General features: G+C 64.6%; 20 protein-coding genes. 15 read left to right on the plus strand and 5 right to left on the minus strand.

The features are described from left to right. Positions 1–42 precede the first annotated feature (42 nt). From purL to ACDK93_RS04695, 4 genes are all read left to right on the plus strand, one after another. On the plus strand, positions 43–3,933 hold the full coding sequence (gene purL / locus ACDK93_RS04680) for a phosphoribosylformylglycinamidine synthase (protein ID WP_458071431.1): 3,891 nt from the start codon (positions 43–45) through the stop codon (positions 3,931–3,933). A 32-nt stretch (positions 3,934–3,965) separates the two neighbouring features. Beyond that, positions 3,966–4,730 carry a hypothetical protein gene (locus ACDK93_RS04685; RefSeq protein ID WP_458071432.1) on the plus strand — a complete coding sequence of 255 codons (765 nt, stop codon included), beginning with the start codon at positions 3,966–3,968 and terminating at the stop codon, positions 4,728–4,730. Between the two features lie 172 nt (positions 4,731–4,902). Beyond that, on the plus strand, positions 4,903–5,787 hold the full coding sequence (locus ACDK93_RS04690) for a glycosyltransferase family 2 protein (protein WP_458071433.1): 885 nt from the start codon (positions 4,903–4,905) through the stop codon (positions 5,785–5,787). A gap of 164 nt (positions 5,788–5,951) precedes the next feature. After that, positions 5,952–6,854 (plus strand): DMT family transporter, encoded by a 903-nt coding sequence (locus ACDK93_RS04695; protein ID WP_458071434.1) that lies wholly within the window; start codon positions 5,952–5,954, stop codon positions 6,852–6,854. A gap of 75 nt (positions 6,855–6,929) precedes the next feature. Here the strand turns inward: ACDK93_RS04695 and ACDK93_RS04700 are convergent, their stop codons facing one another. Further along, positions 6,930–7,472 carry a DUF2127 domain-containing protein gene (locus tag ACDK93_RS04700; protein ID WP_458071435.1) on the minus strand — a complete coding sequence of 181 codons (543 nt, stop codon included), beginning with the start codon at positions 7,470–7,472 and terminating at the stop codon, positions 6,930–6,932. Positions 7,473–7,645: 173 nt separating this feature from the next. Here ACDK93_RS04700 and iadA point away from each other — a divergent pair, with 173 nt between their 5' ends. The 6 genes from iadA to ACDK93_RS04730 all read left to right on the plus strand — a co-directional run bounded on the left by iadA (position 7,646) and on the right by ACDK93_RS04730 (position 16,724). Beyond that, positions 7,646–8,812: a beta-aspartyl-peptidase gene (gene iadA / locus ACDK93_RS04705; protein WP_458071436.1), complete on the plus strand. Its 1,167-nt coding sequence runs from the start codon at positions 7,646–7,648 to the stop codon at positions 8,810–8,812. A 138-nt stretch (positions 8,813–8,950) separates the two neighbouring features. Then, positions 8,951–9,799, plus strand: a complete 849-nt coding sequence (locus tag ACDK93_RS04710) for a cyanophycinase (protein WP_458071437.1) — start codon at positions 8,951–8,953, stop codon at positions 9,797–9,799. Between the two features lie 56 nt (positions 9,800–9,855). Beyond that, entirely contained in the window at positions 9,856–12,651 is a 2,796-nt protein-coding gene (cphA, locus tag ACDK93_RS04715; RefSeq protein ID WP_458071438.1) for a cyanophycin synthetase, read from the plus strand. Between the two features lie 3 nt (positions 12,652–12,654). Continuing rightward, on the plus strand, positions 12,655–14,487 hold the full coding sequence (locus ACDK93_RS04720) for a Mur ligase family protein (protein ID WP_458071439.1): 1,833 nt from the start codon (positions 12,655–12,657) through the stop codon (positions 14,485–14,487). Positions 14,488–14,693: 206 nt separating this feature from the next. Continuing rightward, positions 14,694–15,539, plus strand: a complete 846-nt coding sequence (locus tag ACDK93_RS04725; protein WP_184509356.1) for an AAA family ATPase — start codon at positions 14,694–14,696, stop codon at positions 15,537–15,539. A gap of 12 nt (positions 15,540–15,551) precedes the next feature. After that, complete coding sequence (locus tag ACDK93_RS04730) at positions 15,552–16,724, plus strand: vWA domain-containing protein (RefSeq protein WP_458071440.1); 1,173 nt, start codon at positions 15,552–15,554, stop codon at positions 16,722–16,724. A 109-nt stretch (positions 16,725–16,833) separates the two neighbouring features. Here the strand turns inward: ACDK93_RS04730 and ACDK93_RS04735 are convergent, their stop codons facing one another. Further along, positions 16,834–17,043 carry a YbdD/YjiX family protein gene (locus ACDK93_RS04735; RefSeq protein ID WP_458071441.1) on the minus strand — a complete coding sequence of 70 codons (210 nt, stop codon included), beginning with the start codon at positions 17,041–17,043 and terminating at the stop codon, positions 16,834–16,836. Positions 17,044–17,053: 10 nt separating this feature from the next. Then, positions 17,054–19,105, minus strand: coding sequence for a carbon starvation CstA family protein (locus ACDK93_RS04740; protein ID WP_458072343.1), 2,052 nt, complete (start codon positions 19,103–19,105; stop codon positions 17,054–17,056). A 377-nt stretch (positions 19,106–19,482) separates the two neighbouring features. Here ACDK93_RS04740 and def point away from each other — a divergent pair, with 377 nt between their 5' ends. From def to ACDK93_RS04765, 5 genes are all read left to right on the plus strand, one after another. Then, a complete protein-coding gene (gene def, locus ACDK93_RS04745) occupies positions 19,483–20,019 on the plus strand; it encodes a peptide deformylase (protein WP_458071442.1) in 537 nt (178 codons plus the stop codon). Then, complete coding sequence (locus tag ACDK93_RS04750) at positions 20,012–20,296, plus strand: DUF427 domain-containing protein (protein ID WP_458071443.1); 285 nt, start codon at positions 20,012–20,014, stop codon at positions 20,294–20,296. Before def ends, ACDK93_RS04750 begins: the two co-directional genes overlap by 8 nt. Positions 20,297–20,378: 82 nt before the next feature. Then, positions 20,379–21,128 carry a queuosine precursor transporter gene (locus tag ACDK93_RS04755; protein ID WP_458071444.1) on the plus strand — a complete coding sequence of 250 codons (750 nt, stop codon included), beginning with the start codon at positions 20,379–20,381 and terminating at the stop codon, positions 21,126–21,128. Beyond that, a complete protein-coding gene (locus ACDK93_RS04760) occupies positions 21,121–22,305 on the plus strand; it encodes an acyltransferase family protein (RefSeq protein WP_458071445.1) in 1,185 nt (394 codons plus the stop codon). Before ACDK93_RS04755 ends, ACDK93_RS04760 begins: the two co-directional genes overlap by 8 nt. A 38-nt stretch (positions 22,306–22,343) precedes the next feature. Continuing rightward, on the plus strand, positions 22,344–22,919 hold the full coding sequence (locus tag ACDK93_RS04765) for a hypothetical protein (RefSeq protein WP_458071446.1): 576 nt from the start codon (positions 22,344–22,346) through the stop codon (positions 22,917–22,919). 54 nt (positions 22,920–22,973) lie between these two features. On the opposite strand, the gene ACDK93_RS04770 is transcribed toward ACDK93_RS04765, so the two are convergent. Beyond that, positions 22,974–24,845, minus strand: a complete 1,872-nt coding sequence (locus ACDK93_RS04770; protein WP_458071447.1) for a tetratricopeptide repeat protein — start codon at positions 24,843–24,845, stop codon at positions 22,974–22,976. Between the two features lie 202 nt (positions 24,846–25,047). After that, positions 25,048–25,875 (minus strand): orotidine-5'-phosphate decarboxylase, encoded by an 828-nt coding sequence (gene pyrF / locus ACDK93_RS04775; protein ID WP_458071448.1) that lies wholly within the window; start codon positions 25,873–25,875, stop codon positions 25,048–25,050. Positions 25,876–26,003: the final 128 nt, after the last annotated feature.

Below are 26,003 nucleotides of genomic sequence, written 5' to 3' on the forward strand. Positions count from 1 at the left end.
TCGGTTAGAATAGGTGTTTTCCCGCAAAGCGCCGTTCCCCGCATGATCGCACTCGACGGGCAGAGCGCCCTCTCGCCATTCCGCCTCGAACGTCTCAATGCCCGCCTGGATGCCCTGCATCACGGCGTTCGCGTGCAGGCCTCGTGGTTCGTCTTTTTCGTCGACACCGACACGGTGCCGCAGGGCACGCTGCGTCAGCACCTGCTGGCCGTGCTGGAAGCGAAGGACGCCAAGCCCGAGCCAGCCACGCTGTGGGTCGTGCCTCGGCTGGGCACCATCTCGCCGTGGTCGAGCAAGGCTACGGAAATCCTGCACGGCGCCGGCTTCGGTGCGGAAGGCTCCGGCATCCGTCGCGTCGAGCGCGGTATGGCCTGGCAGATCACCGGCCTGCCCGCGGCAAGCGCACCGGACCACGCGGTGATCATGGCCGAGCTGCACGACGCGATGACGCAGTCGGTGCTGACGACGATCGACGAGGCCCAGGGCCTGTTTCTGGTCGGCCAGCCCGGCGATCTGGTGCACATCGCGCTCGGCAGCAACCCGAAGGGCGCGCTGGATGAAGCGAACGGCCGGCTCGGCCTGGCCCTGGCCGACGATGAAATCGAGTATTTGGTCGACCGCTACGCCGAACTGGGCCGCGACCCAACCGATGCCGAACTTTTCATGTTCGCGCAGGCCAACTCCGAGCATTGCCGGCACAAGGTGTTCAACGCCAGCTGGACGCTGGACGGCGTCGATCAGGACAAGAGCCTGTTCGGCATGATCAAGCACACCCACCAGCAGTCGCCGGCGCATACCCTTTCCGCCTATTCGGACAATGCGGCGGTGATCGAGGGCAGCGTGGGCAAGCGCTTTTTCCCCGATGCGAAAGACGGCATCTGGCGCGCGCATGAAGAACGCATCGACTTTGCGATCAAGGTCGAGACGCATAACCACCCCACCGCGATCGCGCCGTGGCCCGGTGCGGCCACCGGTGCCGGCGGCGAGATTCGCGACGAGGGCGCGACCGGCCGCGGCGGCAAGCCGAAGGCAGGTCTCACCGGTTTCTCGGTGTCCGATCTGCGCATTCCCGGCCACCCGCAGCCGTGGGAAATCGACCGCCCGCTGCCGCCGCGCATGGCCAGCGCGTTCGAGATCATGCGCGACGGCCCGCTGGGCGCGGCCGCGTTCAACAACGAGTTCGGTCGTCCGTGTCTGGGCGGCTATTTTCGTACCTACGAACACGAAACCGGCGAATCCGGCCTGCGCCGCGGCTACGACAAGCCGATCATGCTGGCCGGCGGCCTGGCCAATCTGCGTCCGGGCCATGTGCTGAAGCACGCCGTGCAGCCGGGCAACAAGGTGATCGTGCTGGGCGGCCCGGCGATGCTGATCGGGCTGGGCGGCGGCGCCGCTTCGTCGGTGGCGTCGGGCAGCTCCAGCGCCGAGCTGGATTTCGCCTCGGTGCAGCGCGACAACGCCGAGATGGAGCGCCGCTGTCAGGAAGTGATCGACACTTGTTGCCGTCTTGGCGAGGCGAATCCCATCGTCAGCGTGCACGACGTGGGTGCCGGCGGCTTGTCCAATGCGATTCCCGAGCTGCTCAACGACGCTGGTGTGGGCGGCGAAATCGATCTTTCAAAAATTCCCTGCGACGACCCGCAGCTCTCGCCGATGCAGGTGTGGAGCAACGAATCGCAGGAGCGCTACGTGCTGGCGATCGGCCCGGAACACCTGGCCGAATTCGAGGCCATGTGCCGGCGCGAGCGCTGCCCGTATGCCGTAGTCGGCGACGCTACGGCCGAGCGTCGCCTGCGCGTGACCGATCCGCGCCGCGACCTGGTGGTGATCGACCTGCCGATGGATGTGCTGTTCGGCAAGCCGCCGCGCATGCATCGCAACGCTAGGCACATCAAGCCGCGCATCGACGTGCTGCCCGATCTCACCGGCATCGGTATGAACGAGGCGCTGCTGCGCGTGCTGCGGCTGCCGGTGGTAGGCAGCAAGAGTTTTCTGATCACCATCGGCGATCGCACGGTGGGTGGCCTCAATCACCGCGACCCGATGGTCGGACCGTGGCAGATTCCGGTCGCCGATTGCGCCGTGACGCTTTCGGATTTCGACGGCTACGTCGGAGAAGCGATGGCGATGGCCGAGCGCGCACCGGTCGCCGTGCTCAACAGCGCGCAGGCCGCGCGCCTCGCCGTGGGCGAGGCGATCACCAATATGGCCGCCGCGCCGATAGCCAGCCTCGGCGAAATACGGCTGTCGGCCAACTGGATGGCGGCGGTGAATCATCCCGGCGAAGACGCCGCGCTGTTCGATGCGGTGAAAGCCGTTGGCATGGAACTTTGCCCCGCGCTGGAAATTTCCATTCCGGTTGGTAAGGACTCGCTGTCCATGCAGACCCAGTGGGAGCATGAGGGCAAGCCGCAGCGAACGGTGTCGCCGGTGTCGCTGGTGATCACCGGCTTCGCCCGCGTCAGCGACGCGCGCCGCACGCTGACGCCGCAGCTGCGGCTGGATCACGGCCACTCCGATCTGTGGTTGATCGACCTGGGCGCGGGGCGCGATCGCCTCGGCGCTTCGGCGCTGACCCAGGTATTCAACCGCGGCGGCGGCGTGCCGCCCGATCTCGACGATCCGAAGCGGCTGAAGGCGCTGTTCGATCTGGTGCAGGAAGCGAATGCCGGCGGCCTGCTCTTGGCCTATCACGATCGCTCGGACGGCGGCGCCATCGTCACCCTGCTGGAGATGGCGTTTGCCGGCCACTGCGGTCTGGAAATTCACATGGACGGCTGGGCCGAGGCGACACTGCGCGGCCTTTTCAACGAAGAGCTTGGCGCGGTCCTGCAGGTGGCCGAGGCCAACCGCGAGCCGTTCGAGGCGCTGCTGGTCAAGCACGGTTTGGCTGCCATCAGTCACCGGATTGGACGGCCGAAAGAAAAGCTCGGCATCAAGTTTTTTCTGGGCGGCGACACGCTGTTCAAGTGGAACTGGAGCACGCTGTTCGAAGCGTGGAACGACACCAGCTACGCCATGCAGCGCCTGCGCGACAACCCGGCCAGCGCCGACGCCGAGCGCCAGTGGCGCCGCGACGACATCGATCCCGGCATCACGCCGAAGCTCGGTTTCAACGCGAGCGAGAATATCGCTGCGCCGTTCATCACGGCGTCCAAGGGCAGCGGCGTGCGGCCGCGCGTGGCCGTGCTGCGCGAGCAGGGCGTCAACGGCCAGGTCGAGATGTCGGCCGCATTCACCCGCGCCGGCTTCGACGCGGTCGACGTGCACATGTCCGATCTGGCCAGCGGGCGGATCAAGCTGGCCGACTTCCGCGGCCTGGCCGCTTGCGGTGGCTTCTCCTATGGCGACGTGCTCGGCGCCGGCCGCGGCTGGGCTGCGTCGATCCTCTTCAACGAGATGCTGCGCGCGCAATTCACCGCGTTTTTCGCCGACGAGACGAAGTTCGCCCTGGGCGTGTGCAACGGCTGCCAGATGATGTCGCAGCTGAAGGACATCATCCCCGGCGCGCAGCACTGGCCGAAGTTTCTGCGCAATGCGTCGGAGCAGTACGAGGCGCGCGTGGCCACGCTGGAAATCCTCGATTCGCCCAGCCTGTTCTTCAAGGGCATGGTCGGCTCGCGCATTCCGGTGGCGGTGGCGCACGGCGAGGGCCGGGTGAGTTTTCCCAACGCGTGCAGCCCGGCCAAGGCGCATGCGGCGGTCCGTTTCGTCGACAACCGCGGCAAGCCGACCGAGAACTATCCGCTCAACCCGAACGGCTCGCCCGGCGGCCTGGCCGGCTTCACCGCCGCCGACGGTCGCGTGACGATTCTGATGCCGCACCCCGAGCGCGTGTTCCGCAGCGTGCAGATGAGCTGGCATCCGGAAAGCTGGGGCGAGGATTCGCCGTGGATGCGCATGTTCCGCAACGCCCGCGTGTGGTGCGGCTGATCGCTATTCCAGACGCAGGGCGGCGCTGAGCCATGGCCCGGCGCCCGACGTTTGTGCCGGCGCTGTGGCTCGGCACGATCTCGTGGTGCGTGCTCCTGGCGCTGGCCCCATGGTGGACCGGTTTTCCTCTGCTGCTGGCGATGGCGGCGGTACTCTGGCTGCTGGAACATCGCCTGGCGCACGAACATCGCTGGCTGCTGCGGCACGGCCTGGGCTGGGGCTTGCCCGGGGCGCTGTTCGCGCTGCAGCGCGCGCTTGGCGGTGGCGTCTTCGCATGGGTGATTGCGCTGCTCGGCATGCTGGTCGGTTACACCCTGCTGGCCGGTCTTGAAGCGTGGCTCGATCGCGATGCGCGCCGCGCGCTCAAGCTCGACGCCGGCGCCTTGAATCAGCCTGCCGCCGAGCCATCCGAATGGCCGCGCGCGCGTGTCGGGCCGCCCGCGGAAATCATCGAACTGCAGGCGCCGCGCTGGTGCGATGCCGCGGAGGGTATCGATGATCCCTACGGCGGTCGGGTCTTGCATCGTGACGGCGCGTATGGCTTCGATGACGGCACCCGCATCGATGGCGTCGGCGCCCAGGCTGCTTTCAGTCCTTCGGGACGCTGGTTCGCTGCGCGCCTGACGAATGACCGCGGCGTCGCGCTGCGCGATCGTGAGACCGGCAAGCTGCATCGGCTGCGCGGATGGCAGTTGGACGGCTGGTACCGCGAGCAGCCGTGGTTGATTCGCCGCCACGGCGATATGCCGCTCGCGCTGCGCGCCGTGCTCGGTGACGATGCGGCCGCCGAGGACTGAGTCCGCTGAGCCAAGTGGGTCGATGCTGCGTATATGTAGGGTACGCATCGCCGGAACCGCGTGACCAAATGACGCGATGCCCTGATGCGATTCACCGACGCCGCGCACGCTTTGCAAGACATGGGCGCGTGGTGCCGTTCTCCCTTCACTCAACCTAAAGCATACTTGCTGCGTGAATAGTCCAGCCTCCTCCCGCTCGCCGTTTGCGACCGTGCTCAGTGTCATCGTCGTGTCCGCCGATAGCGGCCAGATGATGCGTGACTGCGTGCGTCGCCTGCTCAACACTACGCTGGCGCTGGAAGTGATCCTGGTCGACAACGGCTCCGATGACGGCGTGCCGCAGGCGATCGGGCGCGCGTATCAGGGCGACCCGCGGCTCACGGTTATCTACAACCGTGCCAACCTGGGCTTTGGCCCGGCGATGAATATCGGCGCGACGCGGGCCAGAGGCCAGGCGCTGCTGCTGCTCAACCCCGATTGCCTCGTGCTCGAGGACGACCTGACCGACCTGCTCAACGTGCTGGCGCGCAATCCGAAGGCCGGCCTAGTTGGTGCGGTGGTATGCGACGAGGACGGCAAACCTGACCCGGCCTCGTGGCGCCGCGATCCGCTGCTGCGTCGTGCGGTCAATACGATGTTTGGCCGCGCCGGCGAAGGCGTCAACATCACTGAAGAAATTCCCGAAGAAGTGATCGAGGCCGAAGCTGTTTCCGGCGCCCTGATGCTGATGCCGCGCGCGGTGTTCAACCGGATCGGCGGCTTCGATCAGGATTATTTTCTGCACTGCGAAGATCTCGACCTGTGCCGCCGCGTGCGCGACATGGGTTATCAGGTGCTGCTCGCCGGCGATGTGCGCGTGACGCACGCCAAGGGCACGTCCAGCGCGCACCGGCCGGTCTTCGTCAGCCGCAACAAGCACCACGGCATGTGGCGCTGGTTTCGCAAGCACGATCCGGCCGCGCGCAACCCGCTCATTGCCAGCGTCGTCTGGCTGGGTATCTGGGCGCATTACTGGCTGAAGGTGCCGGGGCAGCTGCTGAGCAGGCCCAGGAAGTAGAGCGGGAACGGGGAACGGGGAACGGCAGCTTATCGCTACGTCTCATGACGCTCACACTGCAATGGCTGCGAACTAAAATACTTCGTAACGTTACATATCGCGTGCTCTGCTTTAACCGTTCCCCGTTCCCCGTTCCCCGTTCCCCGTTCCCGACCAAAACATCCATGCTCAGCACGCGCTCCACCACCACGCTCGCCACCCTCGGCCTTCTGGCGATGACCGCCGTGTGGGGTTCGACGTTTTTTCTGATCAAGGACGTGGTCTCGCGGATGCCGGTGGTGGATTTTCTGGCCGTGCGCTTTGTCGTGGCGGCACTGGTGATGCTGGCGCTGTTTGCGCGGCCGGTGCTGCGGCTCGGTCGCCGGCAGCTGCTGCGCGGCCTGTTGCTGGGCGTGATCTACGGCGTCGGCCAGCTGCTGCAGACCTGGGGGCTGTCGCGCATTGCGCCCAGCGTCAGCGGTTTTGTCACCGGCATGTATGTGGTGTTTACGCCGCTGCTGGCCATGCTGCTGCTGCGACATCGCACGCCCGGCGTGGTGTGGCTGGCGGTGCTGCTCGCCACGGCCGGGCTGGCCCTGCTGTCGCTCAACGGTGTGTCGGTCGATCTGGGCGTGTGGCTGACTCTGGCGTCGGCGCTGATGTACGGCCTGCATATCGTCGGGCTGGGCCAGTGGTCGCGCAGCGGTGAGGCGTTCGGCCTGTCGGCCGTGCAGATGGTGGCGATCGCCGTTGTCTGCCTGCTCGCCACCGTGCCGCATGGCCCGACGCTGCCGCCGGATCGCGCGGCGTGGTTTGCCGTGCTGTACATGGCGCTGATCGCCGGCGCTGGCGCGATGCTGATGCAGACCTGGGCCCAGTCGCACATGCCGGCGGCGCGGGCGGCGATCGTGATGACTACCGAGCCGGTGTTCGCCGCCGGTTTCGCCGTGGTCTTCGGCAGCGACGTGCTGACCTGGCGCATGCTGGTGGGCGGCGCCCTGGTGCTGGCGGCGATGTACACGGTGGAGCTGATGCCGCGACGTGACGGCGGTGAGCTGCCGGCCGAGGCAATGCATCACGAGGTGTGATCGGCAAGGCCTTCTCGACGCATCGAGGCACGGCGCTCTGCCCGGGCGAGATTGCGCCGAAGCGGGGAGTCGCTCTCAACCCTCGCTCTTCATCTCTTTGCGCGACTGCAGCGCTATGCGCACCAGATAAATCACGATCAGGATGTTGGCGATCAGTGCCGCCAGCTTGAGCCAGGTGAAGTGGTGGATGGCCTCGTAAAGTTCGACCGGGATCAGCGAGCCGGTGGCAAAAACGGTGAACCACTCGGCCCAGTATTTGTGCAGCCAAAGGCCGATGCCCTCCGTCGCGAAAATCGCCGCATACGCGAGCGCGACCAGACCGATCGCCACGAACTTGTTCGGGCCCATGTCTTCCAGCATCTGCACCAGCCTCCAGCGCAGGCCGTTGCTGTCGGTCAGTGACAGGTGCTCCATCCAGTGCACCAGCTGGTCGAAATTCTGGGTCTTGTACAGATGGAACGAGGCGATGGCGATCAGGATCAGGCCCACCGTCTTCACCGCCTTGTAGATCGCGATCACGCGCAATCCCACGCCATGTTGTGACTCGCGCCGCGCCGGCTTGCCGGCTGCGCGCTGGCCTGCGTCATGGGAAGTATTTGTGCTGGACATGTTGGCCATGAGGTCACATCGGGAAATCGACCTGTGATTGTCCCTGTTATCCGGTGAATGGTCGATGCAGAACTTTGCCGCGCCGCCTCGCGGGTCGGCATTTCGGCCCGGGGACTGGGCTGCCATGCCCGATCCAGCTTGACGCCACCTTCACCGGTGGGCACGCTGCGCGGATGAATCTCATGCTTCTCCGCAACGCGCAGGTTTATTCGCCCGAACCGCTCGGCCTGCAGCATCTGCTGCTGGGCGGCGGACGCATCCTGTGGATGGGCGCGCAGCTCGCCGATTTGCCCGCCGCGCTGTCGGTGGAGACGATCGATCTGCACGGCCGCCGGCTGATTCCGGGCCTGATCGACGCGCACGTGCACGTGACCGGCGGTGGCGGAGAGGCCGGGTTCCGCACGCGCGTGCGGCCGCAGGGCATCTCACGCTTTACCCGCGCCGGCATCACCACGGTGGTCGGCCTGCTCGGCACCGACGACGTGGCGCGCGGGCCGCGCGATCTACTGGCCACCGTTTACGCGCTGCGCGAGGAAGGCTTGAGCGCGCTGGCGTTTACCGGCGGCTACCACGTGCCGCCGCAGACGCTGACCGGCAGCGTGCGCGGCGATCTGGTGTTTATCGAGGCCCTGATCGGCATCGGCGAGCTGGCGATCAGCGATCACCGCTCCAGCCAGCCGACGCTGGATGAGCTGATGCGGCTTGCCGCCGATGCGCACGTGGCCGGGCTGATGACGGGCAAGGCCGGCGTGCTGCATCTGCATCTGGGCGACGGCTTGCGCGGACTCGATCTGGTGCGCCAGGCGCTGGAAAAAAGCGAGCTGCCGCCGCGGGTGTTTCATCCCACCCACGTCAACCGGCGCAGGGGCTTGTTCGACGAGGCGCTGGCGCTCACCGCCAGCGGCTGCACGATCGACCTCACAGCGTTTCCGGTGGAAGACGGCGAGGACGCGTGGAGCGCCGCCGATGCGCTGCTGCGCTATCTCGACAGCGGCGCGCACGCCGAGCGGATCACGGTGAGTTCCGACGCCGGCGGCTGCCTGCCGACCTTCGATGCCAACGGCCACGTCTGCAAGATGGGCGTGGGCGAATCCGGCGCGCTGCTGGAAACCTTGAACGAGGTGATCGCCCGCGGCGTGCCGCTGGAACGTGCGCTGCCGGCGTTCACGAGCAATCCGGCGCGGCTGCTGCGGCTCGCTTCCAAGGGTTATATCGGCGTTGGTGCGGACGCGGATCTGGTGGCACTGGACAGCGCAGGCGCGGCGCACGATGTGATCGCCCGCGGCGTGATCCACGTGCGCGATGGGCGGATCAAACACCATGGCATGTTCGAGGACACGTCGCCATAGTCCGCGTCCCCGGTTCGACACGGCGAAGCAGGCGCCGTGAACAAATAACAGACGTTCGATGCGTCACGATCGATGGGCTAAACCCCTTGAATTCCGAGACTCAGAGAGCCCATGACTTCGAATAAAGATGAGAACGCAATGAGTCCCAGCAGGGTAGTGGAAGGGGAGCAGCGGGGCTGGATCGTGCCGATTGGTGGCGCGGAAGAAAAGGAAGACGATCCGCGGATTCTCAAGCGCTTCGTCGAGCTGTGCGGCGGCAAAGACGCCAATATCGTGGTGATCCCTACAGCCAGCCAGCTGGTCGACACGGGCGAGCGCTACGAAAAACTGTTTACCGGTCTGGGCGTGGGCACAGTCGGCGTGCTCGATTTCGACATGCGCCGCGACACCGAGGAAAAAAATCGGCTGCAGCGGCTCGATCAGGCCACCGGCATTTTCTTTACCGGCGGCAATCAGCTGCGCCTGTCGACCATGCTGGGCGGCACGCCGGTGGCGCAGCGCATCCGCGCGTTGAACGCGCGCGGTGTCCATGTGGGCGGCACCAGCGCGGGCGCCAGCATCCTCAGTGAGCACATGATCGCGTTCGGCAAGGAGGGCCTGTCGCCCACCGCCGGCAGCGTGCGGCTGGCGCCGGGCCTGGGCCTGACCAACCGTTTCATCATCGACCAGCACTTCAGCCAGCGCGATCGCCTGGGCCGGCTGATGGCCGCGCTGGCGTACAACCCGTACGCGGTCGGCATCGGCCTGGACGAGGACACCGCGGCGTTCATCCGGCCCGACAACACCGTGGAAGTGGAGGGCAGCGGCTCGGTTACGGTGCTGGACGCGGGCAACCTGCAGTTTTCCTCGATGGCGCAGGCGGGCGAACACGATCCGGTGTGCATGCTCGGCGTGACCATTCACGTGTTGATTGCCGGTGCTACGTTCAACATGCAGACGCGCCACGCCTCGGCGGGTACGCTGGCCGTACCGAAAAAAAGCGAATGAAGTAAAGCCGCTCCAGCGAGACCGCCGCCGCCCGTCCAATCTTCCAAGGAAAACCTATGCGCATTCTGGAACGCTCTGTGTTTGTCGGTCCGTCGCTGTACGCGCATTTTCCGGTGATACGGCTGACGCTTGATCTGGGCGAGCTGGAGCAGTGGCCGACCGGCAGACTAGGCGCGGGTTTCGTCGACGGCTTGATCGCTGCATTGCCAGGCCTGGCCGAACACGGCTGTTCGTTTCGCGAGCCGGGCGGCTTTATCCGCCGCATGCGCGAGGGCGACGGCACCTGGCTCGGTCACGTGCTCGAACATGTGGCAATCGAGCTGCAGAATGTCGCCGGTGAAGACGTCACCTTCGGCAAGACCCGCGGCGTCGACAAACCCGGCGTTTATTCGGTGGTGTACGAGTACGCGCAGAAGGAAGAAGGCATTGCCGCCGGCGAACTCGCGCTTCGCTTGTTGTCTTCATTGCTGCCGGAAGAACTTCGCACGCGCAACAGCGTGCCCGAAGGCTGGGAATGGCCGAGCGCGCGCGACGAATTCATTCGCTACGCGCAGCGTCGCGCGCTGGGCCCGTCGACCGCCTCGCTGGTGCACGCGGCTGAGAAGCGCGACATTCCCTGGCTGCGCTTGAACGGGCAGTCGCTGGTGCAGCTCGGCCACGGCAAGTACCAGCAGCGCATCCAGGCCACCGTCACGGGCCGCACGCCGCATATCGCGGTGGAGCTGGCCAGCGACAAGGAAGAGACCAACAAGATTCTCGCCACGCTCGGCCTGCCGGTACCCAAGCAGGAGTTGGTCACGACGGAAGAGGGCGCGCTGCGCGCCGCGCGCCGGCTCGGCGTGCCGGTGGTGACCAAGCCGTTCAACGGCAACCATGGTCGCGGCATCTCGATTCATCTGATGACCGACGAGGAGATCATCGCCGGCTTCAACGAGGCGCGCGAAATTTCGCGCTCGGTGATCGTGGAGAATTTTCTCAGCGGCGACGATCACCGCCTGCTCGTGGTCAATGGTGAACTCGTGGCTGCCACGCGCCGCACGCCCGGCCACGTGATCGGCGACGGTGCGCAGACCATCGCACAGCTGGTCGATGCGGTGAATGCCGATCCGCGCCGTGGCGTCGGCCATGAAAAAGTGCTGACCCGCATCGTGCTCGACGCCCAGGCGGACATGATGATGGAGCGCATGGGTTACACCGCCGAGTCGGTGCCCAAGGCTGGCGAAACCGTGTTCCTGCGCTCCACCGCCAATCTCTCCACCGGCGGCACCGCGACCGATGTCACCGACGTGATCCACCCCGACAACCGCGACATGGCGGTGCGCGCGATCCGCGCGATCGGCCTCGATGTGGGCGGCGTGGATTTTCTTACCACCGACATCACCGAAAGCTACAAGACCATCGGCGGCGGCATCTGCGAAGTGAACGCGGCGCCGGGTTTCCGCATGCATGTGAGCCCCAGCGAGGGCACGCCGCGCGATGCGGCCGGGCCGGTCATCGACATGCTGTTTCCGCCGGGCACGCCGTCGCGCGTGCCGATCGCGGCCGTGACCGGCACCAACGGCAAGACCACCACCGCGCGCATGCTGGCGCACATCACCAAGATGGCCGGCTATACGCCCGGACTCACCACCACCGACGGCGTGTATATCGATGGCCAGCGCACGGTCGAGGGCGACATGACCGGGCCGGTGTCCGCGCGCATGGTGCTGTCCGATCCGCAAATCGATATAGCGATTCTGGAAACCGCCCGCGGCGGCCTGATCCGTGCCGGCATGGGCGTACCCAAGGTCAATGTGGGCGCGGTGCTCAACGTGCAGTCCGATCATCTGGGCTTGAAGGGCATCGACACGCTGGAGCAGCTGGCCGAGGTCAAGCGCATCGTGGTGGAAGTGGCCACCGATTGCGCCGTGCTCAACGCCGACGATCCGAACGTGCTGAAGATGTCCGGCTACACCGACGCCAAGGTGATTTGCTATGTCACCATGAATCCCTCGCACGCGCTGGTGCGCGAGCACGTGCGCGCGGGTGGACGCGCGTGCGCGCTGGAGGCGGGCGTCAACGGCTCGATGATTACGCTGTACGACAAGGGCAGCCATATTCCGCTGCTGTGGACGCACCTGATTCCGGCGACGATGGAAGGCCGCGCCCTGCACAACGTGCAGAATGCGATGGTCGCCGCGTCGATGGCGTTTTCGCTCGGCATCAAGCTCGATGCGATCCGCCAGGGCCTGCGCACGTTCGACACCACGTTTTTCCAGGCGCCTGGGCGCATGAACGTGTACAGCGAGCATCCGTTCAAGGTGCTGTTCGACTACGGCCACAACGCGCACGCCGTGTCAGTGATGGCCGATCTGGCGCAGCGGCTGGAGGTGAGCGGTCGGCGCATCGTGGTGATCTGCGGCCCGGGCGATCGGCGCGACGAGGACCTGGTGGCCATTGCCAACGCCGTGGCCGGCCGCTTCGACCACTACATCTGCCGGCGTGACGATTCGCTGCGCGGCCGCGACGGCGACGAGGTGCCGCGCATCCTGTCCAGCGCGCTGCAGGCCGCTGGCGTGCTGGCCAACGATATTTCCGTGATCCCCGACGAGCAAAAAGCGACCGACGCCGCGCTGCGCATGGGTCGCCCGGGGGACCTGCTGCTGATTTTTGCCGACGCGCTGGTGCGCTCGTGGAAGCAGATTGTGAAGTTCCGGCCCGAGGGAGCGCCCGAGGTTCGCGTCGACACGTCGGCGAGCCCGCCCGCGCCTACGGTGATCGATCCGGGCTTCGATGAGGCGAGCTTTGCCGATCTCGGCGACGTGGTGCGTGACGAGCGCGGCGTGCGCTTCTCGCGCGAGAGTGACGACTGATCGATGCCTGCGATCGAGCCCAACGATTCGGCCGTCTTTACGGCTGAAATATCGACGCCGGTGTCATCCGAGCCGCTGCCGTTCGAGGACTCGCGCCGCCTCACCGGCATCAACCTGTATTTCGCCGGCACCGGCGCCGTTCTCGAAACGCTGGGCGTGCTGCCGGACGAAACGCTGCGCCATGCTTGGCGCGTGAACGTGTCCCTGGCCCGCGATGCGCTGGGCTGGCCGCACGCGCCGCTGTTCGAGCGGCCGCACGTGGGCGGCGCCGCGCTGGCCTTCGAGGCGCCGGTCGACCAGCTCTACAGCGCCACCGAAGTGAACGAGTGGGCGTGGCTGGCCACGCTGGCCGATGCGCTGGCGATGAACGTCGGCCTGCATGCGCCAGGCCATCCGGCCACGTGGGATCGGGATTCGGCCTTCCATACGCTGCGTGCGCTAGCGGCGGCAGAGCGCCGGCCCGGCCTCATCGCGCTGATGCAGGCGGCCGAGGCGAAGGGCATCGCGGCGCTGGCGGACGACGATGCGGTATCGATCGGCGAAGGCCGCGGCGCGCGCGTCTGGCCGATCGATCAGCTGCCTGCCGTGGGTGAGGTGGATTGGACATCACTGCACCATATTCCCGTCGCGGTGGTGACCGGTTCCAACGGCAAGACCACCACGGTGCGCCTGCTCGCCGCGATGGTGCGCGCGCACGGTTGGCACTCGGGACACAGCTGCACCGACGGCGTGTTCATCGACGGCGAAGCGATCGACTCCGGCGATTTCTCCGGCCCCGCCGGCGCGCGCGAAGTACTGCGCCAGCCGACCGTCGATGCGGCGATTCTGGAAACTGCGCGCGGCGGCATCCTGCGCCGCGGGCTCGCCGTGCGGCACGCCAATGTGGCCGTGGTCACCAACGTCAGCGATGATCACTTCGGCGAATACGGCATCCACACGCTCGACGATCTGGCCCAGGTGAAACTCACCGTGGCCCGGGCCCTGGGTCACGCCGGTTTGCTGGTCCTCAATGCCGACGATGCGATGCTGGTGAAGCACGCCGCGACGATCGGCGTACCGCTCGCGTGGTTTGCGCAGGATGAAGCGCATCCGATTTTGCTGGCGCATCGCGCGCACGGCCGCAGCACCTGCGGCGTGCGCGAGGGTCGTCTTTACTTGCACTATCTTGGCGTCGATCACGACCTGGGTAGCGTGTCCGAGATGCCACTGAGTTTTGCCGGCAGCGCGGCCTACAACGTCGCCAATATGTCCGCGGCCGTTCTCGCCGCGACGGCGCTCGGCATCTCCGCCGAAAAAATCGTCAAGGTGCTTGCCAGCTTCGGCCGCGCACATGCCGACAACCCCGGTCGACTGCAGCACTGGCAGCTCGGCCGTCTGCAGGTCTTCGTCGACTACGCGCACAATCCCGAAGGCCTGCGCGGTCTGCTGGGTGTGGCGAGAAGCGCGAACGAGACGGGCCGCCTCGGACTCGTGCTCGGCCAGGCCGGCAATCGCGAGGATGCCGACATCCGCGAACTCGCGGCGGTCGCAGCGAGCTTCCACCCGCAGCGTGTGGTGCTGAAAGATATCGATGGTTTCATGCGTGGACGCGTCGCCGGTGAGGTTGCCGATATCCTGCGTAACGAGCTGGCCGTTCGCGGCGTACCTGCCGACGCCGTGGTCGAGTGCCTCGACGAAATCGACGCCGTCCGCGGCCTGCTCGCCTGGGCGCAGGAAGGCGACATGCTGGTCTTGCCCACCCACGGCACCCAGGCCCGACAGGCCGTGGTAACGCTGCTGGATGAGCTTCAGGCAACGCATTGGATTGCGGGGTCACCGCTTCCGTCGCTTTTGTAGGTTGGGTTGAGCAAAGCGAAACCCAACAACACGCTGCGGGGACGTTGGGATTACGGGCCGCTCCTGCGGCTCGCCCTGCGGGCCATTCGCTTCGCGAATGTTCGTTCCGGCATCCTGCCTCCACAGTCGCTTCGCTCACTCCAACCTACATTACGGTTACGCGCCTGCGCTAACCTGTATCCAAGCCCCCATCGACCTCCATCCCCATGACCTTCCAAAGCACCGACACCTACGTCGCCACCTCTGACCTCAGCCTCGCGGTCAATGCGGCCATCACGCTGCAGCGGCCGCTGCTGATCAAGGGCGAGCCGGGCACGGGCAAGACCCTGCTGGCCGAGGAGCTGGCGCGCTCGCTGCAGACGCGGCTGATCACCTGGCACATCAAGTCCACCACCAAGGCGCAGCAGGGTCTGTACGAATACGACGCGGTGAGCCGCTTGCGCGATTCCCAGCTCGGCGTGGAAGGCGTCAACGACGTGCGCAACTACCTGCGCAAGGGCAAGCTGTGGGAAGCGTTCGAGTCGGGTGAGCGCGTGGTGCTGCTGATCGACGAGATCGACAAGGCCGATATCGAGTTTCCGAACGACCTGCTGCAGGAACTCGACCGCATGGAGTTCTACGTCTACGAGACCGACGAAACCATCCGCGCCCGCCATCGCCCCATCATCGTCATCACCTCCAACAACGAGAAGGAGCTGCCGGACGCGTTTTTGCGCCGCTGCTTTTTCCACTACATCGTGTTCCCCGATGCGGCGACGCTGGAAAAGATCATCGCCGTGCATTACCCCGATATCGACAAGGCGCTGGTCGACGAAGCGCTGGCGATGTTTTTCCAGCTGCGCGACGTGCCCAACATCAAGAAGAAGCCGTCGACCTCGGAGCTGATCGACTGGCTCAAGCTGCTGCTGGCCGATCGCATCCCCGCATCCGCCCTGCGCGAGCGCGATCCCGGCAAGGCGATTCCGCCGCTGTACGGCGCGCTGATCAAGAACGAGCAGGACGTGCAGCTGTTGGAGCGGCTCGCCTTTATGCATCGCCGCCAGTCGCGCTGAGGTTGATGGCGCATGTTGATCGGCTTGTTCAATGCCGTACGCGCCGCCGGCGTGCCGGTGAGCCTGCGTGAGCTGCTGGATCTGCACGGCGCGCTGAAGGCGCACGTCGCCTTCGCCGATCAGGAGGATTTCTATGAGCTGACGCGCCTAATCTGGGTCAAGGACGAGCGCCACTACGATCGTTTCGACCAGGCCTTCGGTGCGTGGTGGCAGGGCGTGGCCAGCCAGCCGCTGACGCCCGAGGCCGTGATCCCTGAGGACTGGCTACGGCGCGACTTTATGCGCCAGCTTAGCGACGAGGAAAAAGCCGCGATCGAAAAGCTCGGCGGCCTCGATGCGCTGATGGAAGCCTTTCGCCAGCGTCTGGCCGAGCAGAAAGAGCGCCATGCCGGCGGCAACAAGTGGATCGGCACCGGCGGCAGCAGCCCGTTCGGCTCGGGCGGCTTTCATCCGGAAGGCATTCGCGTGGGGCAGGGCGGCAACCGCAGCGCGGTCAAGGTCTGGGACAAGCGCCAGTTCCGCGGCCTTGCCGACGATGCCGAACTCGGCGTGCGCAATCTGCAGATGGCCTTGCGCCGGCTGCGCCGCTTTGCGCGACGCGGCGCACAGGAGGAGTTCGACCTCGGCGGCACCATCGACGCCACCGCACGTGACGCCGGTCTGCTCAACGTCAAGATGCGGCCCGAACGCCGCAACGCGATCAAGGTATTGCTGCTGCTCGATATCGGCGGCTCGATGGACGACCACGTTAATGCCTGCGAGCAGCTGTTCACCGCGGCCCGCGGCGAGTTCAAGCGGCTCACGCATTACTACTTCCACAACTGCGTCTACGAGCGCCTGTGGCAGGGCGACGGCGGCACGTACAGCAACAGCATCGGCACGATGGAGGTGCTGCGCACGCATCCGCCGGATACGCGGCTGATCTTCGTCGGCGATGCGGCCATGGCGCCTTACGAAATCACCCACACCGGCGGCAGCGTCGAGCACAACAACCCCGAACCCGGCGGCATCTGGCTACAGCGGCTGGCCGCCAAATTTCCTCGCCTGGCGTGGCTCAACCCGATGTCGCAGGACAGCTGGAACTACACCGTCTCCAATCGCCTGATCACCGAGATCCTCGGCCCGCGCATGTTCGAGCTGACGCCGAAGGGCATCGAGCTGGCGATGCGGGAATTGGTGCGTTGAGAGGTCCCTCGATGGCAACGGCTTGGTAGGTTGGTGGTGAGCGCAGCGAACCCCAACTTCGCGCTGCCGAGATGTTGGGGTTCGTTGGCGCTCACCACCAACCTACGAATCAACAGCACCGGCCGCCGGTGCCCTTGTATCGCGCGATCTGCCGCTCCCGAAAGAACGCGTCATAACTCGGCACATCGCGCTCGGGATGGTGCTGGCGAAGGTGCTGCACGTAAGCCTCGTAATCGGGCACGCCGCAGCACAGGCGGGCGGTTTGCGTGAGGCGCTGCCAGCCTTGCCGCACGGCATGGGTGATCGCTGATCGGGTCATCGACATGGCCTCAATGCCTCACGCTTGCGAGCGCGACATAGGGTTCTTCGTGCGCGGTCGGCGTCGGCGTATTCCAAGCCCTTATCAGCGCGCGCAGCGAGAATGCGAGCATGCTGACAATCAGCAGCATGAACAAGCCGGTGAGCGCGGCGTCGACCTGATTGTTGCTGACGATGCGCTGCATCTCGGCGGCGGTCTTGGCTGGCGCCAGCAGATGAGCTTGCTGCGCGGCTAGTGCGTACTTGCTGGCCGCCGCCGTGAAGCTGATCGGCCCGACGAGCTTCTGCCAGCCGGCGGTCAGCGTGCAGAGAATGAGCCATACGGCAGGTATGCCCGGCACCCACACATAGCGCTGGCGCTTGAGTTTCACCACCACGACCGTCGCCAGCATCAGCGCAATGGCCGCCAGCATCTGATTGGCGATGCCGAACAGCGGCCACAGCGTGTTGATGCCGCCCAGCGGATCGACCGCACCCTGATACAGAAAGTATCCCCACAGCGACACGCAGATCGCGGTGGCCAGCAGGTTGCCCGTCCACGATTCGGTTGCCTGCAGCGGCTTGTGAATCAGCCCAGCGATTTCCTGGATCATAAAGCGGCCAACGCGCGTTCCCGCGTCGACGGTGGTGAGGATGAACAGCGCTTCGAACAGGATCGCGTAGTGGTACCAGAATGCCATCATGCCGCCGCCAGGCAGGATGTTGTGCAGCAGCTGCGCCATGCCGACGGCCAGCGTCGGTGCGCCGCCGGCGCGGCTTAGGATGCTGGTTTCGCCGATGTTTTTCGCGGTCTGCAGCAGCTCGTCCGGCGTGATGACGAAACCCATCTGGCTGATCGCAGTGGCCGCGCTCTGCACGGTGCTGCCGATCAGCGCGCCAGGCGCGTTCATCGCGAAATACACGCCAGGATGCAGCGACGCCGCGGCAATCAGCGCCATGATCGCCACGAATGCCTCCATCAGCATGCCGCCGTAGCCGATCAGCCGCGCTTCGCCCTCGTTGCCGATCAGCTTGGGCGTGGTGCCCGAGGCGATGATCGCGTGCCAGCCCGACACCGCGCCGCAGGCGATGGTGATGAACAGGAAGGGGAACAGGCCGCCCTGAAACACCGGCCCGCTGCCGTCGATGAACTCCGTCACCGCGGGCATCTGCAGCGTCGGCGCGGCGATGAAGATCGCCAGCGCCAGCAGGGCGATGGTGCCGATCTTCAGGAACGTGCTGAGGTAATCGCGCGGCGCCAGCAGCAGCCATACTGGCAATACCGACGCGCAGAAGCCATAGCCGATCAGCCACCACGCCAGCGCCCTGGCGTCGAAGTCGAACAGCGGCGCCAGCGTCGGCGACGCGGCCACGTGCGCGCCGTAGCCGATCGACGCCAGCAGCAGTGCCAGTCCGATCAGCGACCCCTCGAGAATCCGCCCGGGCCGAATCCAGCGCAGATACGCGCCCATCAGCAGGGCAATGGGAATGGTGGCCGCCACGGTAAACGTGCCCCAGGGGCTATGCGTGAGCGCTTTCACGACCACCAGCGCCAGCACCGCCAGCACGATCATCATCAGCACCAGCACGCCGAACATCGCCACCACGCCGGGTGCCGGGCCAAGCTCCTCGCGCAGCATGTGGCCGAGCGAGCGCCCGTCGCGACGCAGCGACAGCGCGAGGATCATGAAATCCTGCACCGCGCCGGCAAACACCACGCCGAACAGAATCCACAGCGTGCCGGGCAGGTAGCCCATCTGCGCCGCCAGCACCGGCCCGACCAGCGGCCCCGCGCCCGCGATGGCGGCGAAGTGGTGGCCGAACACCACCCACTGGTTGGTCGGCACGTAGTCCAGCCCGTCGTTGCGGAGCACCGCCGGCGTCGCGCGCGTGGCGTCCAGCTGCAGCACGAACCGGGCGATGAAGCGGCTGTAGAAACGGTAGGCGATGGCGAACACCGCCAGCGACGCCGCGACCAGCCAGATCGCATTCACCGGCTCGCCACGGCGCAGCGCGACGACGCCAAGACAGGCTGCGCCGACGAAGGCGACCAGCGCCCAGAGCAGGCGGCCGGTTGCCGTCAACGGCACGCCTGCGGGCATGGGGGTGATGCCCTGGGGGATGGGGTCGCGCATGGCAGGCAAATCTCAGGTAACAAGAACTACAAGAGTCGCCTTGCACGACGCAGCGGTCAATCCTCGGCATGCCTTGATGCTTTCGAGATCTGGCCTTCAAGCGAAACGTATCGCGCTGGACCGCGTCCGCCATAGGTGCGCTGGCTTGGGTGGCGGGTCGGCTCGCCATACCGGTTGGCAAAAAGCTGCGGACGGCGTGGCGATCACAACGTTTCTTGAACGGTGATGCTGCTTGAGTGTCTACTGAAAAGCCGGCGATTCAGCTTGCATTTGCGCGATCCGACCCTATCCATTCATTAAGTAATGTTCCAGACGATGAGGCGGCAATGATGCACGAGATTCTGAGGATGGGCGACGAGCGCCTGCTGCGCATTGCGCCGCTGGTGCCGGAAGAACTGATCGGCAGCCCCGAGCTGGACACGCTGATCGCCGACATGTTCGAGACCATGCACTCGGTCGGCGGCGTGGGCCTGGCGGCGCCGCAGATCGGTGTCGACATGCAGCTGGTGATTTTCGGCTTCGACAGCAGCGAGCGGTATCCGGATGCGCCGGCCGTGCCGCAAACGATCCTGCTCAACCCCGTGATCACCCCGCTGTCGCAGGACATGGAAGAGAGTTGGGAAGGCTGCCTGTCCGTGCCCGGTTTGCGCGGTGCGGTCAGCCGTTACAGCTTGATTCGTTACGAAGGCATCGACCCCAAGGGCGAGCGCATCGATCGTACCGCCGAAGGTTTTCACGCGCGCGTGGTGCAGCACGAATGCGACCATCTCATCGGCCGTCTGTACCCCTCGCGCATTACTGATTTCAGCAAGTTCGGCTATACCGACGTGCTGTTCCCCGGACAGGAGTTGACCGATGACTAAGCGTGCATTGTGGAAAGGCGTTGTGCTGGCCGAAAGCGACAAGACCGTGGTGGTAGAGAACAACCACTATTTCCCGGTCGAGTCGCTGCACAAAGAAAACTTTCGCAGCAGCGATCACCACACGGTCTGCGGCTGGAAAGGCACGGCGAGTTATTACGACGTGCTGGTCGGCGACGAGGTCAATGCCAACGCGGCCTGGTATTACCCGGAGCCGAAAGACGCCGCCAAGGAGATCAAGGATCACGTGGCGTTCTGGCGCGGCGTCGAGGTGGTCTGATCCTCGACATTGTCCAAGTTGACGCGGTAGTGCTCGTGCCGCCCCGGGTTATGCTTTAGGCATCACTCTTAGGGGCGACTCGATGACTTTCTCCGCCGCTGCGCCTGCCCGTGGCTTTCGTTATTACGACATGCTGGTCGCCGGCATGGTCGGGGTGCTGCTGTGTTCCAACTTGATCGGTCCCGCCAAGGTCAGCGTGATCGACCTGCCGTGGATCGGCGCACTCAGTTTCGGTACCGGCAACCTGTTTTTTCCGATCGGCTATATCTTCGGCGACGTCCTGACCGAGGTGTACGGTTACGCGCGGGCGCGGCGCGCGATCTGGGCCGGCTTCGGCGCGATGATCTTCGCCACGGTGATGTCGTACGTGGTGATCCACATGCCGCCCAGCGGCGCCGAGCCGTTCAACAAGACCTTGCAGCCCGCGCTAGAAATTGTCTTCGGCGGCACGGCGCGTATCGCGGTGGCCTCGATGATCGGCTACTGGGTTGGCGACTTCGTCAACGCTTTCGTGATGGCCCGCCTGAAGCTGCTGACCAAGGGCAAACATCTGTGGACGCGCACCATCGGTTCCACCGTGTTCGGCCAGGCGTTCGACAGCGTGACCTTCTACCCGATCGCCTTCTACGGCATCTGGGAAAGCACGACCCTGGTCAAGGTGATCCTGTTCAACTGGGTGATGAAGGTGCTGGTCGAAGTAGTGCTGACGCCAGTCACCTACGCGGTGGTGGGCTGGCTCAAGCGCGCTGAAAACGTCGACACCTTCGACTACGGCACGCGCTTCAATCCCTTCAGCCTGCGCGACGAAGGCGGACAAGCGCCGCATGCGTGAGGTTAAGGAGGTGAGCGGCAGCTCCGTGATTTCCTCAACCAGCGCGACGCGGAATGTTGGCATCGATCTGCTGCGTGGCTTGGCTATTGTGCTGGTTATCCTCAATCATATCGGCATCCGCATTCCGCTGAAGAAGACGCTGCTGGCCGATGTTCTGCCGCGCAGTTTCCTATCCAACCTCAACTACAACGGTTACGAAGCGGTGTTCGTGTTTTTCGTGATCTCCGGTTTTCTCATCGCCGGCAACGCGCTGCGGCGCTGGGGTGATCTTGCGCGCATCGACATAAAGACCTTCTACGCGCTGCGCTTCTCGCGCATCGTCCCGTGCCTGCTGTTGCTGGTGGCCGTGCTCAGCGTGCTGCATGTTCTGGGCGTGCAAGACTACGTCATCGATCGACCGGGCCAGTCGCTGCCGCGCGCCATCCTCGCCGCGCTCGGCCTGCACCTGAACTGGTACGAGGGCACGACCGGTTACCTGCCGGGCAACTGGGACGTGCTGTGGTCGCTGTCGATCGAGGAAGCGTTCTATATCGGCTTTCCGATCGTCTGCCTGCTGACGCGGCGGGTTTGGATACTGGCAACGCTGCTGGTGCTGCTGGCCGTATCGATGCCGTGGACGCACGGCGCGCTGGCGGGCAACGAGATCTGGCAGGAAAAAGCCTACCTGCCGGGTATGTCGGCGATTGCGATCGGCGTTATCGGGGCCTTGCTGGCGAAGCAGTTGCCGGTGCTTTCGATCGCACTGACGCGCAGCCTGATTCTCGTGGGCGCGTTCGGCATGCTGGCGGAAATATTTGCCGGCCGCCTGCTCTGGCCGCTGATGGGCGACAGCATTCTTTTGCTGCTGACCGTCTCGGCGATGCTGATGCTGATCGCGCTGCAGGCGCGGCCGGTATCGACGCTCCGTGGATTCGGCTGGCTGGCATCGTGGGGCCGGCTCAGCTACGAGATCTATCTCAGCCACATGTTCGTGGTGTATGCCGTGGTGCGCGTTTATCGCGCCACCGGCAGCGACATACGCTGGGGATTCCTCTGGTACCTGCTGGCGCTACCACTCTGCTGGCTGCTCGGCAAAGCCGTGGCGCGGTTTGTTTCGATACCGTGCGAGCGGGCGTTGCGTGCGCGGATGGTTGGACGCACCACAGCATTCGATCCTCGAACGGCTGCTTCTCGGTGACGAGATACAAGCGCATGCGTCCAACTCAAGGATGACCAATGAAACTTCAAATAAGTGTCGCTCTCGCGCTGCTTTTTTCCGTGCCTGCCGCGGAGGCGCAGGACAAACCCTCCTTACCCTTCAACGACTGGAGGAGTTGCCCATTCGAGTGCTGTACCTATGGAAACTGGCGTGCCACTAAAGCGCTTGATGCCCATCAGGACAGGTCGGACACGTCGACTGTCAGCTTTCATATTGCAGCCGGCCAGTCGGTGCGCGCCGTGACGGGTGTCGTTATCACCACAAAGTACGGAGTGACCCGGGTACTGAAGCCGATAAAGCTCGGCTATATGCGCGATGGGAAAGCGCCCGAACTTTCTCTGACGGCAGGTGATGTTCTCTACACTTTGCATTATCAAGGTGAAGCGAGCGATCTCTTCTGGTACCACGGCAAAACGTACTCGGATCAAATAGATTTGCCTGATGATTCGTTTGGCGCACCACCCAATGCATCGGCACTCAGGGTTCTCTCAAGGCCGAAATACGAATGGTGGGTGGAAGTGCACAACGCTGGCGGCGAGGCGGGGTGGATCGAGCCAGCACATCATTTCTCCGGTGGAGATGCGTGCGAGTAGGTTTGAAAACGGCTATTTGCACATGCGCTGCAGTTCAAGACGGGATTCTTGGAATCATCCTTTGCCCTGTGCTGCTGTTGGTTGCATATCGAAGGCAATCGTTGTTCTAGGTTCGGCGTCTGAAAAGGGTAGGGTTCCGTGCCACATATAGGATGGAAACAGTGCCAGATACCCTGCCTTCGGACGGACGATACGACGCGGCGATAGATCAAGGCCTAGTTCAAGTGCCGGCTGACCGAACTGGATGCAGCCGGCATCCGCTTCGGTGCCTTGATTGACCGATGGCGGCAGTGAGACATAGAAAGCCGAGCTCATCCAGCCATCTTGATGGAAATGGTTTACATGGTGTCCGAACGATCGCAGTTCGACGGACCAGGAGCCCATCATCCTTACGCCGTGATTGTTTCGGCTGAGGAAAGGGTGGCTCTGATCGACTGGCAATTTTGTCAGCCAACGTTCTGCCGAGGCCTGCAGAGCTAACCGGGCGGCGGCGATCGTTGGGTCGGGTCGAGCAAAAAGATGTCCTGATGTCTGGGACCCATGTCGAACGCTCTGGTTCAGCGGGTCGCGTGTCGAGCGGTGCATGCCGTCCAGGGTGGCCTTCAAGGCTTCCAGCGATTTGACATCACTGGAGGGAGGCGGTGGCAGATCGACTTCAATCAGCCCAATCAGTTGTTCGTAGTTCATCAGCCAGTGCTCACGAGGGTCGCCGGCCAGCCGCCAGGCGGTACCCAGGTGAGCCCAGGATTCCTGATTGGCGGAGTCCAGAACTATCGCTTCATTGGCATAACGAGCTACAGCTTCCCAGTCGCCAGACCGATAGAGGTGACGCACGTAGGCGTTTAGGAAGTCTGCACTGCGCGATCCAAGCACGGGATAGGCCTGCGCAAACAAGCTGCCTGCCTGTTCGTGCAGCAGCAGCGAATCGCATGCGAGGGCCTCCAACCAAACCAGGAACAAATCGCTGCTATTCGATCGCCGCATCACGCGCACGAGGTCAAGCGCTTCCTGTCCCCTGCGTGCCTCGATCAGCAAAACCACGAACTCCGTCTGCAGGGCTCGATTGGCGGGTTGTTGCCGAATAGCAGAGCGCATGGTTGAAAATGGATCGCTTTCGGCCTCGCGCTCCGCGTCATGCGACCAGAGCAAACGCGCAAGCTTTACCTGCCCAGGAACGAATTGTGGATGGTCGTCCACTAGTCGACGGCCCTGCTCCAGGGCTTCATCCATGCGCCCCAGGCTACCCAGCAGGTCGATGATGGCGTCGGGGACGCCGGGATCCGTTGCACCAAGTTCGCGGGCGTGCTCAAAACTGGCTAGAGAGTCCTCTAGACGGCCGAGCGACCGCAGCGTGACTCCCAGGTCGACCCATGGTGAACCATCGCTTGGCGATAGATTTGTGGCCTTGCGCAAGGCCTCCACTGCCGCATCAAGGTCGCCGAGGGATTGCTTCGCCCTGCCCAAACCCTGCCATGCATGAGCCGCATGAGGCTGCAAATCCACTGCCCTCTGAAACATTCCAGCGGCCTGTACAAAATTATCTTGCTCAAGCATCAATATGCCGAGTTTTATCCAGGCATCGACGAAGTTCGGCTTTATCGCAGTCGCCGCATGGTAGCTCTGTATCGCCGCTTGGGTACGCCCTTGACGAGACAGCCACGTACCGAAATTGAAAAGAATATCGGGGTGGTGCGGAGCGTTTTCCAGCGCACGCAGGAAACCCGCTTCTGCTCCCGGCACGTCTCCAACATCCGCGAGGCACATGGCAAGCAACAGCAAAGCGTCAGCCGAGTGTGGTGCGTCGTTCAGCACCCGTCTTACCAATGCCACGGCATCATTGGCGTGGCCATGCCGCAGCAACTGATGAGCTGACTCAAGCTCTTTTCGCTGTGTTTGGGTTAATCGCTGAGGTATGCCAGGCGTCATATGACAACCTTTGTGCAAGGCCGCTCACATCTGGTTGAGATGTCCCCTGACGTCAGGTACGCGAATACCTCCGTTCGCTCGCGTACACGGTCCCCACCAGACGAGCGTTCTGCTCATACTGACGCAGAGATAGTTCGCCGTCTACGCTCGGACGTTTCAATATTCAGCGGATGTGTCGGGAGGCAGCAAACGCAGGCTTGTCTCAGCGGTAGCGGTTGATGGTCTCGCGCAATTCCTGCGTCGCCGCACGCGCCGCCTCAGCGAAGTCGTTGCCGCTGCTGGCATAGAGAATAGCGCGGGAGGAGTTGATCATGAGGCCGGTGTGGTCGGCCGTCTGGCCGTAGCGCACGACGGCTTCCACGTCGCCGCCCTGCGCGCCGATGCCGGGGACCAGCAGGGGCATGTCACCGATGAGCGCGCGCACTTCGGCCAGCTGTTTGGGCCAGGTGGCGCCGGTGACGAGGGCGCAGTTGCCGTTGGTGTTCCAGTTGCTGGCGATGATTTGCGCCACGTGCTGATACAGCGGCTTGGCGATGCCGGCGGCGTCGAGGACGCTGAGATCCTGCAGGTCGGCGGCGCCGGGGTTGGACGTATGGCAGAGCACGATCACGCCCTTGTCGGCGCGATCGAGAAACGGCTGGGCCGAGTCGCGGCCGAGATAGGGATTGAGCGTTACCGCGTCGGCGCCGTAGCGGTCGAACGCCTCGGTCGCGTAGTGCTGGGCGGTGGAACCGATGTCGCCGCGTTTGGCGTCGAGGATCACCGGCACGCCGGGATGGTGCTTATGGATATGCGCGATCAGTCGCTCCAACGCATCCTCGGCACGCAGCGCAGCGAAGTGCGCTATCTGCGGCTTGAATGCGCAGGCCAGATCGGCGGTGGCGTCGACGATGGCGCGGCAAAAATCGAAGATCGCATCGGGCTTGTTCTGGAACGCGGCGGGAAACTTGGCCGGCTCCGGATCGAGGCCCACGCACACCAGCGAGTCGTTGCGTACCCAGGCCTGTTGCAGGGAGTGCATGAAGTTCACGGTGTTCTCCTGAAATGGGAACGGGGAACGGGGAACAAGGAGTCCGTCGAGCGACGGATCATTGGCTTGCGTGGAAGGAAAACGGGAGGCGGGGAACGGAGCCAGCCATCCCGTTTAGCCGATTGAGC

It is taken from the genome of Rhodanobacter sp. BL-MT-08 (genome assembly GCF_054161255.1).

Bases quoted from the DNA above. Each gene is read 5' to 3' on its own strand.
- def (WP_458071442.1), top strand. From the start codon at position 19,483: ATGATGCACGAGATTCTGAGGATGGGCGACGAGCGCCTGCTGCGCATT.
- cphA (WP_458071438.1), top strand. From the start codon at position 9,856: ATGCGCATTCTGGAACGCTCTGTGTTTGTCGGTCCGTCGCTGTACGCG.
- purL (WP_458071431.1), top strand. From the start codon at position 43: ATGATCGCACTCGACGGGCAGAGCGCCCTCTCGCCATTCCGCCTCGAA.
- ACDK93_RS04735 (WP_458071441.1), bottom strand. From the start codon at position 17,043: ATGACCCGATCAGCGATCACCCATGCCGTGCGGCAAGGCTGGCAGCGC.
- ACDK93_RS04770 (WP_458071447.1), bottom strand. From the start codon at position 24,845: ATGACGCCTGGCATACCTCAGCGATTAACCCAAACACAGCGAAAAGAG.
- ACDK93_RS04710 (WP_458071437.1), top strand. From the start codon at position 8,951: ATGAGTCCCAGCAGGGTAGTGGAAGGGGAGCAGCGGGGCTGGATCGTG.
- ACDK93_RS04750 (WP_458071443.1), top strand. From the start codon at position 20,012: ATGACTAAGCGTGCATTGTGGAAAGGCGTTGTGCTGGCCGAAAGCGAC.
- ACDK93_RS04760 (WP_458071445.1), top strand. From the start codon at position 21,121: ATGCGTGAGGTTAAGGAGGTGAGCGGCAGCTCCGTGATTTCCTCAACC.
- ACDK93_RS04730 (WP_458071440.1), top strand. From the start codon at position 15,552: ATGTTGATCGGCTTGTTCAATGCCGTACGCGCCGCCGGCGTGCCGGTG.
- ACDK93_RS04700 (WP_458071435.1), bottom strand. From the start codon at position 7,472: ATGGCCAACATGTCCAGCACAAATACTTCCCATGACGCAGGCCAGCGC.
- ACDK93_RS04725 (WP_184509356.1), top strand. From the start codon at position 14,694: ATGACCTTCCAAAGCACCGACACCTACGTCGCCACCTCTGACCTCAGC.
- iadA (WP_458071436.1), top strand. From the start codon at position 7,646: ATGCTTCTCCGCAACGCGCAGGTTTATTCGCCCGAACCGCTCGGCCTG.
- ACDK93_RS04720 (WP_458071439.1), top strand. From the start codon at position 12,655: ATGCCTGCGATCGAGCCCAACGATTCGGCCGTCTTTACGGCTGAAATA.
- ACDK93_RS04695 (WP_458071434.1), top strand. From the start codon at position 5,952: ATGCTCAGCACGCGCTCCACCACCACGCTCGCCACCCTCGGCCTTCTG.
- ACDK93_RS04685 (WP_458071432.1), top strand. From the start codon at position 3,966: ATGGCCCGGCGCCCGACGTTTGTGCCGGCGCTGTGGCTCGGCACGATC.
- ACDK93_RS04755 (WP_458071444.1), top strand. From the start codon at position 20,379: ATGACTTTCTCCGCCGCTGCGCCTGCCCGTGGCTTTCGTTATTACGAC.
- ACDK93_RS04765 (WP_458071446.1), top strand. From the start codon at position 22,344: ATGAAACTTCAAATAAGTGTCGCTCTCGCGCTGCTTTTTTCCGTGCCT.